This window comes from Winogradskyella sp. ABM4_392, from assembly GCF_056160445.1.
The window spans coordinates 1-229 of record NZ_JBSWXE010000032.1 but is presented as its reverse complement, the minus strand read 5'-3'; the positions used below and the strand labels follow the sequence as shown (position 1 = coordinate 229).

Below are 229 nucleotides of genomic sequence, written 5' to 3'. Positions count from 1 at the left end.
ACGAATGTTGATGATGTTAGTGATGATGGAGATGATGCCGATGGCAACACGGAAGACGATCCGACAGAAACCCCAATAGTAGAAGATCCATCAATAGAGGCGGTTAAGACCGTAGCGATCACGAATGACGTTGCACCAGTAGGGGCAAGTTTAGGCGACACGGTAGAATATACAATCACGGTAACGAACACTGGAAATGTGACCTTAGATGGAGTAGCGATAGCTGATA

The 229-nt window shown here is 46.3% G+C and carries 1 protein-coding gene; it reads left to right on the top strand.

Features of this window, described 5'->3' with window-relative positions:
* The coding region (locus ACXAFS_RS15350) for a DUF7507 domain-containing protein (RefSeq protein ID WP_475308062.1) at positions 1-229 on the top strand (229 nt) is incomplete at both ends.